The following is a 9,095-nucleotide window of genomic DNA, read 5'->3' as shown; positions in this document are numbered from 1 at the left end:
CTGCAGGGCAACGCGCGCAGCTCTCCGATAGTCGACTGGTGAACCCATGTGGGAGAGCCGGATGCGGGAAATCCGCACGTCCGGTTCGAGGAGGGGCGTCCAGGGTGGGTGCAGCTAACCCACCCTGGCGTCTACTCTACCTTCCTCCGCGTGATGCCCACTCTTTCGGGGATCGGGATTACACCCAGCAGTTCTGAGTCCGGTCCAAGAAGTCGCCCATGCCGCTTGATCCACACAGGTGTGGAGAAGTCGACTTTGGAGGATGCGCTCAGACGCACGATCTCGACGTGGGGATACTGCGGAGGACCCCCAAATCCGCGGCATCCGCCGCCGCTCCGGACTTTTTAGACCGGACTCAGTTCTGGCACTCCGTGTCGGCGGACGCGCATTCCACGTCGCAGGTGTCGACGCCCGAGAAGGGACACCGGTCAAAGCAGGTGTCGTTCATGGCGCACGACTCGGGGGCGGCGCAGGTCAGGTCGTGGATGGTGGTGGCGGGATGCTTGTTGTTGCCCTCCACGGTGCCCCGCGCCACCGGCGTGCGGTCCGTGTCGAACGAGGTCACCTGCAGGTCTTCGATCTTCAGCTGGAGCTTGCGCATGGGAAATCGTCCTTGCTGATGGATGGATGCCGGCGCGCGGGGGCGCCGGCGGCGTGAAGAGGTACTTCTCTTGTGAGTCGCACCTTCCCATCGAATGGTTGCACGGCCATTTGCCACGGGGCCATCCGCCACGGGGTCATCCGCCACGGGCCATCCGCCACGGGCATCCGCCACGGGCCTCCGCCACGGGCTAAAGCCCGCGGCTAGAAAGGCCATAAGCCCCGCCCTGGGCGCGCTGCGCTTGCCCGGCGGGGCTTCACCCGCTCGGGTGGGCAGGGCCCGTGGTCCGGTGGACGGATGATCGAGGGTCCATGATGTCGAAGCCCCGTTCGGCGAGCCGAGACGGGGCTTCTGCCATTGCCAGCGCGCTTCAACCCTCGTTTCCCCGCGCGCACCCCGGCCGGCGGGTCCATCACCCGTTCACCCCATCACCCCTTCACCCCTTCACCCCTTCACCCCTTCACCTCCGTTGACTCCACCCCCGCGGTGCGCGAAATTCCATCCATGACCGAACTTGCCGGCAGCGCACAGGGAGACACCGTGCGGGTGGATACGGACGCGGGCGTGCGGGGCGCGCTCGCCCAGGTGGCGGAGAAGGTGCAGGGCGGCGGGCGCATCTCCACCGACGAGGCGCGGCTGCTGTGGGAGCACGCATCCGACGAGGAGCTGAAGACCCTCGCCGGCAGCGTGCGCGCCCGCTTCCACGATCCAAAGCGCGCCACCTACATGGTGATGCGCATCATCAACTACACCAACGTGTGCGTGGCGCAGTGCGACTACTGCGCCTTCTACGTGCTTCCCAACCAGGAAGGCGGCTACGTCCTTTCGCGCGACGACGTGTTCGCCAAGATCGACGAGCTGCTGCCGCTGGGCGGCGACCTGGTGGCCTTCAACGGCGGCTTCAACCCCAAGCTGCCGCTGCACTACTACGCCGACCTGTTCGCCGCGGTGCGCGAGCGGTACGGCGACCGGGTGGAGTTCTACGCGCTCACCATCGCCGAGTTCATGTACCTGGCCGACCGGGCAAAGCTGAGCCACCACCAGGCGGCGGCCCGGCTGCGCGACGCGGGGGTGCACTGGATTACCGGCGGCGGCTCGGAGATCCTTACCGAGGGCTTCCGGAAGCGCCACGCCAGGTTCAAGTACACGGTGCGCGAGTACTTCCAGGCGCAGCGGGCCATCGTCGAGTCGGGGATGCGCACCACGGCCACGATGGTGATCGGGTTCGACGAGACGCTGGACGAGCGGCTGGAGCACCTGGAGCGCACGCGCGCCTTTCAGGACGAGTGCCTGGAGGACGACTGGGACGGCCTGTTCTCGTTCCTCTGCTGGACGTACAAGCCGTACGGCACCGCGTTCGCCGGGACGGAGATCTCGCCCCGCGAGTACTGGCGGCACATCGCGCTGTCGCGCATCTACCTGGACAACGTGAAGCACGTGCGCACCTCGGTGCTCACGCTGAACGAGGACGCCTTTCGCGCGCTGGAGTACGGCGCGGACGACTTCGACCTGCCGGTGGAGGACGAGGTTACGCAAAAGGCCGGCGCCACCATCGACCTGGACCTGGACCGGCTGCTGCAGGTGCCCCGGGCCATGGGCTACACGGTGGAGTACCGGCACGCGGAACGCCCGCCCGCGCTGGCCCCCGCGTGAGCCTGATGGACGACGTGCTGGACCTGTTCGGCTGGGTGCCGCCCTCGCGGCCCCGGCCGAAGTCTTCCGCGCCCGCACGGCCGCGCCCCGCGCCCGCCCGGCCCGACCCCGCGCTGGACCTTCCGCCCGCGGCCTCCGCCCCTCCTCGGCCGGCCGCGGAGCCGAAGCCACGGCCGGCACCGGAGCCGAAGCAGGAGCCCCGGTCCGCGCCGCCCGCGCGCTCCGGACGGTCCGAGGCCGAGGTCCTGGCCATCGTGGCGCCCATCGCGCCGCACTTTCGCAAGGTGGTGTACACGCGCAACCGGCGCATCATGGCGTCGGTGGGCGACCGCGGGCGCGAGCTGCGGGTGAACGATGCGTTCGCCCACGCGCCGCGCGAGGTGCTGGTGGCCGTGGGTCGCCTGTTCTCCGCGCGGGACGCGCGGACGCGGGCGCGGGCCAAGGACACCGTGCGCCAGTTCATCGCGCAGATCCCGCTGGAGGCGGGCGCGGTGCGCCGGAAGCCGCGCACGCGGCAGGTGCAGCCGGGGGACGAGGCGCACCTGCAGCGGCTGCTGGACGAGTTCCGGCGCGTGAACGCGGCGTATTTCGAAGGCACGCTGCCCGAGGTGCCGCTGTACCTGAGCCGGCAGATGCGCCGCCGCAACGGCCACTTCTGCTCCAACCCGCTGGAGATCGTGATCTCGCGCTCGCTGTGTACGCACGCCCACGAGGGCCAGGCGGAGCACACCCTGCGGCACGAGATGATCCACCTGTGGCAGCACGCGTCTGGGAAGAAGCCGGACCATGGGCCGGAGTTCCGTGCCTGGGCGCGGAAGCTGGACGTGCATCCCCGGGCGACGCGGCGGGTGGAGTGGAAGAACCAGCGGCGGCCGTGAGGTGAAGGGGTGAAGGGGTGAAGGGGTGAAGGGGCGTGCACGGGACCCGCGGTTGCCGAGGATCTTCCAGTCCGCGAAGGCGGACTTCGTGTGGTTGTTGCAGCGAATTCATTCGCCCGTGCCTCCCGGACGGGCGATTTTTCATCCATCATCTGAATCGATTCCGCGCGCGGACGTTCCGTCCGGCGCGCGGTGGGCAGGGTGAGTGAGCAATCCCTATCAGGCCGAGGTGGAGCTGGCCATCCGCGCCGCGCGCGCGGCGGGCGAGGCGATCATGCGCGCGTTTCGCGTGGAGCAGGAGGTGCGCTTCAAGTCGCCCGAGCAGCCGGTGACGGAGGCGGACTTGGCCGCCGACCGCATCCTTCACCGCATGCTCATCGGCGAGCGGCCGGACTACGGCTGGCTGAGCGAGGAGACGGCGGACGGGCCGGAGCGGCTGCGGCGCGGGCGGGTGTGGGTGGTGGACCCCATCGACGGCACCAACAGCTTCGTGGCCGGGCGGCCGGAGTTCGCCATCTGCGTGGGGCTGGTGGATGCCGGGCGCGCCGTCGTGGGCGTGGTGCACAATCCCGTTACGGGCGAGATGTTCCACGCGGCGGAGGGCGGCGGCGCCTTTCGCGACGAGACGCCGATCCGCGTGTCGGGCGTGGGGCCGGACGCGGCGCCGCGCATCGTGGCCTCGCGCTGGGAGATGAAGCGCGGCGAGCTGGACGCGTACCACGCCGCGTGGCGCGTGGAGCCGCTGGGGAGCACGGCGTACAAGATGTGCCGCGTGGCCGAGGGCGGCGCCGAGGCGTTCGTCTCGCGCGGGCCCAAGGCCGAGTGGGACGTGGCGGCGGCCGTGGTGATCGTGCGCGAGGCCGGCGGCCGCGCCACCCGCCTGGACGGCGCCGGCCCGGCCTTCAACCAGCCCGAGCCCTCGTGGCGCGGCATCGCCGCCAGCAACGGCCTGGTCCACGACGAGCTGCTGCGCATCTCCAGACTGGCGGGCTGACCCCTTCGTTAGAGGGATCCGACGGCCCCGGCGGGAGCGAGTAAACTCGCCGCAACGAAAGCGGAAAGCCCCGCAAACAGCGCGGGGCTGCGGGCCGAGGAGTCCGGGGCGCGCACTGGATCCGCGGTTGCCGCGGGATCTTCCAGTCCGCGAAGGCGGCCTTCGTGTGGTTGTTGCAGCGAATTCATTCGCCCGTGCGGCGTGGTTCCAGCCCTCGCGGAGCACGATGCCAGTCGAGCGTCAATCGTCCTGGCGCGCGGGCGGGGCGTTGACGGCGCGGGAGGCTTCCTGCTGGGCCAGCGTCAGCAGGCGCTCGCGCTCGGCGGCGTCGATCAGCCGGCCGCCGGCCACCACGGCAAAGATGCGCATGGTGTTGCGGATGTCCTGCAGCGGGTTGGCATCCAGCACCAGCAGGTCCGCCGCCTTTCCCGCCGCCACCGTCCCCATGCTGTCCGCCGCGCCCAGGTACCGCGCCGGGTTCAGCGTGGCGGCCCGCAGCGCCTGCAGCGGCGTCAGGCCGGCATCCACCAGCAGCGCAAGCTCGTCGTGCAGCCCGGAGCCGGCGAACACGTACGGCTCATCGCTGGCGTCCGTCCCCGCCAGGATGCCGACGCCCGCGGCGTGCGCCAGCGCCACCATCTGCGCCCGGCGCGCCGCGATGCGCTCCTCGCGCACGGCGTCCTCGCCGGTGGGGCGGCCTGAATCCCACCGCGCCGCCAGCGCCGGCGGAACGAAGCGCAGCCGCGGGTCCCGCACCAGCGCGTCGGGCGGCTGCTGGCCGCGGGACACCGTCAGCGTGGGGGTGAGCCAGGTGCCGTTGGCGGCCATCCGGTTCCACAGCGGCTGGCACGACGCGGGGACGGGGCCCGCCAGCATGGCGTCCAGCAGCCGGTTGAGCGCGGGCCCCACCGAGTCCGCCGGGGCGCCGGGCGCGCGCGCGGCCAGAAAGCGCGCCAGCAGGGCGCCGCCGCCGGGCACGCAGTTGAGGTAGAAGTCGTTGCTCAGGTGCTCGATGCTGCGCTGCCCCGCGTCGCTCGCCTCCGTGGCGGTCACCGACTGCGGGATGTGCCCGGCGAACGGAATGCCGCGCTCCCGCGCCCGCCGCGCGATGGCGAAGTACGCGTCGCGGGAAAGCCGGTTGTACACCTTCAGGAAGTCGAAGCCCAGCGCCTGCATGGTGTCCACCGCCGCGACGGCGGCGGCGGAATCCGCGACGGCGTAGCCGTGCCGCCAGCTGGTGGGCGAGCCGTCCAGCATGGGGCTGGAGTAGACGATGCGCGGCGCCCCCGAGCCCGGCCGCCGCGCCTGCGCCCGCCAGTGCTGCAGCGAGTCCAGGTAGCTTCCCATCTCGCGCACGCCGGTTACGCCGTACGCCAGGAACTGCGGCCAGAAGTGCAGCGCCCGCCCCTCGCGCGAGGTGTGCACGTGCATGTCCCACAGCCCCGGGATCACGTAGCGCCCGGTGGCGTCCACCACCCGCGCGCCGGCCGGCACCCGCGCCTCCCCCGCCGGCCCCGCCCACGCGATGCGGCTGCCGCGGACGAGCACCGTCTGGTCCGCGCGCAGCGCGCCGCTCTCCACGTCCACCACGGTCACGTGCGTCAGTGCCAGGTCCGCAGGCGTCGCGGGCGCCGGCCCGGACGCGGGTGCTCCGCACGCGGCGGCGGCAAGGGAAAGGGCCAGCGGGCCGAGAAAGCGCTTCATCGTGGGGCCTTCCGAATTGGGGGTGGGGAGAGGGTCAGGCCGCGGGCGTCTCGGCCGCCAGGCGGTCCAGGCCGGGGCCGGTGAGGCGAAACACGGTCCAGTCGTCCATCGGCTGCGCACCGAGGGACCGGTAGAAGCGGATGGCGGATTGGTTCCAGTCCAGCACCCACCACTCCAGCCGCCCGCAGCCGCGCGCCCTGGCCAGCCGCGCAAGGTGGGCCAGCAGCGCGCGTCCGGCGCCGCGCCCGCGCGCCTCGGGGCGCACGTACAGGTCTTCCAGGTACAGGCCGGGCTGCGCCAGAAACGTAGAGTAGTTGTGGAAGAAGAGCGCGAACCCGACCGGCGCGCCAGCCTGTTCCGCGATCACCACCTCCGCCGCCGGCCGCGCGCCGAACAGCGTCTCGCGCAGCCGGTCCTCCGTCGCCACCACCTCGTGCAGCAGCCGCTCGTACTCCGCCAGCTCGCGGATGAAGCGCAGGATCAGCGGCACGTCCGCCTCCACGGCGGCGCGGATGCGGATGGGCGGGGCGGCGTCCCTCACCGTTCCATCCACCGCGACATCAGGTGCGCGATGCGGCGCATGCGCGGGCCGTACGGCGGATAATAGAGCGGCGCCAGGCTCCACCGGCCGGCGTGCAGCACCGCGCGCTCGTGGCTGAAGGCGCGGAAGCCCGCCAGCCCGTGGTAGCTCCCCTGGCCGCTCTCGCCCACGCCGCCAAAGGGAAGGTCGGGGTTGGCCAGGTGGCAGATGACGTGGTTGACGATGGTGCCGCCCGCCGTGGTCCCCCGCAGCACGCGCTCCGTGGTGCGCCCGTCGCGGCTGAACAGGTACAGCGCCAGCGGTTTGGGGCGCGCGTTGACGAACGCCAGCGCCGCGTCCGTCGAATCCACCGTCAGCACGGGAAGGATGGGGCCAAAGATCTCTTCGCGCATCACCGGCGCGTCGGGGCGCACGTTGGACAGCACCGTGGGGGCGATGTAGCGCTCCTCCGCGTCCGTCTGGCCCCCCGTCTCCGCCCGCGCGCCCTCCGCGAGGGTCTGGTGCAGCGCGTCCGCCAGCCGGTCGAAGGCGCGGCGATCCACGATGCGCGCGAAGTCCTGGCTCATCCGCGCCGCCTCGCCGGATCCGTAGAAGCGGGCCACGGTGTCGCGCGCGGCGGCGAGGAACGCGGGGGCGTCGGCCGGGTGCACCAGCACGTAGTCGGGCGCCACGCACGTCTGCCCTGCGTTCACCATCTTGCCCCACACGATGCGCTCCGCCGCCTGCGCCACGTCCGCCGAACGGTCCACGATCGCCGGCGACTTGCCGCCCAGCTCCAGGGTGACGGTGGCCAGGTGCTCGGCGGCGGCGTGCATCACCTTGCGGCCGACGACGGTGGAGCCGGTGAAGAAGATGTGGTCGAAGGGAAGCTCCAGCAGCGCGTCCGCCGTGGGAATGCCGCCCGCCACCATCGCCACCTCGTCCTCGGGAAAGGCGTCGGCGACGACGCGCGCCATGGCGGCGGCGGTGGCGGGCACCTTCTCGGACGGGCGCAGGATGGCCACGTTCCCCGCCGCCACGGCGGCCACCAGCGGGCCGATCAGCAGCTGGAAGGGGTAGTTCCACGGGGCCAGGATCAGCACCTGCCCGCGCGGCTCGTGGCGCACGCGGGCGGCCGTCCCCGCCAGCAGCGGCGGCGTGGGAACGCGGCGGGGGCGCATCCATTTGCGCAGGTGGCGGATGGTGTGCGCGATCTCGCCCAGCACCAGCTGGATCTCGGTGACCTCGAACTCCGCCGGGCTCTTGCGGAAGTCCGCCCGCACGCCGTCGTACAGCGCCTGCCGGTGCGCCAGGATCGCCGTCCGCAGCCGCCGCAGCCGCGCGATGCGCTCCGCCGCCCCTGACTGCGCCACCCGCCACCGCGCGTCGCGCTGCAGCTGGAACAGCCGCCGCGCGCGGGCGGTCTGCTCCGCGTCGTCGTCCGCCGCCTCGGGTGCGGGGATGGAGTGGGTCGGTCGGGTCAACAGGTCGGACATCGCGTTCCGGTCGGATGGAGGTCGGGAGCACCCGCTACAGCGAACAAGTCGTGCGGCCGTCGTCGCGCCTCAGAATGTGTTCAAGAACCAGTCTGGCCGCTCGGCTTCCTCAGAGGGTGCTGCCAAACCCTCAAACTCACAAAGAAGCGATGACTTCCTGAGGGAGCGCACCACGTGTAACCCGATTTCACACAACTGCCTGCGCGCGACCGAAGGACCTGCTTTCCGGCGAGGCGGGGCCGGCTCCATGCCGCGGGACCCGCCCCCCGGTTTGTGCCAGCGAGGTCCTTCGGTCGGCGCCATGGTGCAGTGTACAAGCGAGTTACGGGGCGGCGCTCCCTCAGAGGATGTTGCTAAACCTTCAAGTTCGCAACGAAGCGGTGACTTCCTGAGGAGCGCACCACGCGTAACAAGAAGCCACAGAACCGCCTGCGCGCGACCGAAGGATCTCGTCCGCCTTCGCGAAGGACTGTCCTTCGGGCGCGGCAGCCGGCCCCCGGTTCTGCCGGCGAGATCCTTCGGTCGGCGCCAAAGTCCATCGTACCCGCAGGTTGCGTAGCGGCGCCTCCCTCAGGAAGTCAATTGCAGGGCGAGGTTTAGCAACACGCTCTCAGGAAGTCAATCACGCGGGAGGTTTGGCAACACCCTCTCAGGGAGGCGCCGCGCCTGACCCGTTGCGACGAGAACACGCAGGAGCTGGCCCGTCGTGTCCGGGCGCAGATCCTTCGGTCGCGCGCAACCGGTTGTGTATCCACCCCGGTCCGTCATTCCGAGGGAGCGCACACCGGGACCTTGCCTGATCACAGAGTTCAGCGCGCGACCGAGGAATCCGCTTTCCGCTTCCTCGTGGCTTGCCGCGACGCTCCGCACTGGCCCTGTCCGACTGTTTCGCCGCCGCGGCGATGGTGCGGGCTGCCGCGTCCGGCCTCACGCGAGCCGATCGTAGATTCCTCGGCCCGGCAACCTGCGGCGCAATCCGCCGATTGCGGCGAGGCCGGGCCTCGGAGTGACGGCCCCGTTTTCATCCCGCAGGGTGCGTGGAGCGCCGCTGGACTCGGGAAGCCAGGCGCTTGCGTCAGGAACTCGGGAACTCGAACACGCTCTCAGAGTGTGTTTAAGAATCCCTGCGCTCGCGCCCGGATGTCATTTCGAAGGAGGCGCCACACCGCACCATCGGCTCGCCCGAAATCCTGCGCGCCGACTGAGAAATCTACTGTCTGCTGCTGGTGCCCCGCCGCACCGCTCCGGC

At 71.2% G+C, this 9,095-nt stretch carries 7 protein-coding genes; 3 read left to right on the top strand and 4 right to left on the bottom strand.

Annotated features, from left to right (window positions below):
* Positions 1-355: 355 nt before the first annotated feature.
* Positions 356-601: a hypothetical protein gene (locus VGC13_RS18690; RefSeq protein ID WP_331126796.1), complete on the bottom strand. Its 246-nt coding sequence runs from the start codon at positions 599-601 to the stop codon at positions 356-358.
* Between the two features lie 504 nt (positions 602-1,105).
* Here VGC13_RS18690 and VGC13_RS18685 point away from each other — a divergent pair.
* The 3 genes from VGC13_RS18685 (at position 1,106) to VGC13_RS18675 (ending at position 4,126) form a co-directional block, all read left to right on the top strand.
* Positions 1,106-2,254, top strand: coding sequence for a radical SAM protein (locus tag VGC13_RS18685; protein ID WP_331126795.1), 1,149 nt, complete (start codon positions 1,106-1,108; stop codon positions 2,252-2,254).
* Between the two features lie 5 nt (positions 2,255-2,259).
* On the top strand, positions 2,260-3,132 hold the full coding sequence (locus VGC13_RS18680) for a SprT-like domain-containing protein (RefSeq protein ID WP_331126797.1): 873 nt from the start codon (positions 2,260-2,262) through the stop codon (positions 3,130-3,132).
* A gap of 205 nt (positions 3,133-3,337) precedes the next feature.
* Positions 3,338-4,126, top strand: coding sequence for a 3'(2'),5'-bisphosphate nucleotidase CysQ (locus tag VGC13_RS18675; RefSeq protein WP_331126794.1), 789 nt, complete (start codon positions 3,338-3,340; stop codon positions 4,124-4,126).
* 240 nt (positions 4,127-4,366) lie between these two features.
* On the opposite strand, the gene VGC13_RS18670 is transcribed toward VGC13_RS18675, so the two are convergent.
* From VGC13_RS18670 to VGC13_RS18660, 3 genes are read right to left on the bottom strand one after another with little or no spacing between them, the layout of a single operon-like run.
* Positions 4,367-5,830 carry an amidohydrolase family protein gene (locus VGC13_RS18670; RefSeq protein WP_331126793.1) on the bottom strand — a complete coding sequence of 488 codons (1,464 nt, stop codon included), beginning with the start codon at positions 5,828-5,830 and terminating at the stop codon, positions 4,367-4,369.
* A 34-nt stretch (positions 5,831-5,864) separates the two neighbouring features.
* Positions 5,865-6,371 carry a GNAT family N-acetyltransferase gene (locus VGC13_RS18665; protein WP_331126792.1) on the bottom strand — a complete coding sequence of 169 codons (507 nt, stop codon included), beginning with the start codon at positions 6,369-6,371 and terminating at the stop codon, positions 5,865-5,867.
* A complete protein-coding gene (locus tag VGC13_RS18660) occupies positions 6,368-7,834 on the bottom strand; it encodes an aldehyde dehydrogenase family protein (RefSeq protein ID WP_331126791.1) in 1,467 nt (488 codons plus the stop codon). The genes VGC13_RS18665 and VGC13_RS18660 overlap by 4 nt, the downstream gene beginning before the upstream one ends.
* Positions 7,835-9,095: the final 1,261 nt, after the last annotated feature.

Origin of the sequence: Longimicrobium sp. (genome assembly GCF_036399255.1) — a bacterium.
Classification (GTDB): Bacteria; Gemmatimonadota; Gemmatimonadetes; order Longimicrobiales; family Longimicrobiaceae; genus Longimicrobium.
Note: the sequence above shows the minus strand (reverse complement) of the source record. Positions and strands in the feature narration are given on the sequence as shown.

Bases quoted from the DNA above. Each gene is read 5' to 3' on its own strand.
- VGC13_RS18690 (WP_331126796.1), bottom strand. From the start codon at position 601: ATGCGCAAGCTCCAGCTGAAGATCGAAGACCTGCAGGTGACCTCGTTC.
- VGC13_RS18685 (WP_331126795.1), top strand. From the start codon at position 1,106: ATGACCGAACTTGCCGGCAGCGCACAGGGAGACACCGTGCGGGTGGAT.
- VGC13_RS18680 (WP_331126797.1), top strand. From the start codon at position 2,260: ATGGACGACGTGCTGGACCTGTTCGGCTGGGTGCCGCCCTCGCGGCCC.
- VGC13_RS18670 (WP_331126793.1), bottom strand. From the start codon at position 5,830: ATGAAGCGCTTTCTCGGCCCGCTGGCCCTTTCCCTTGCCGCCGCCGCG.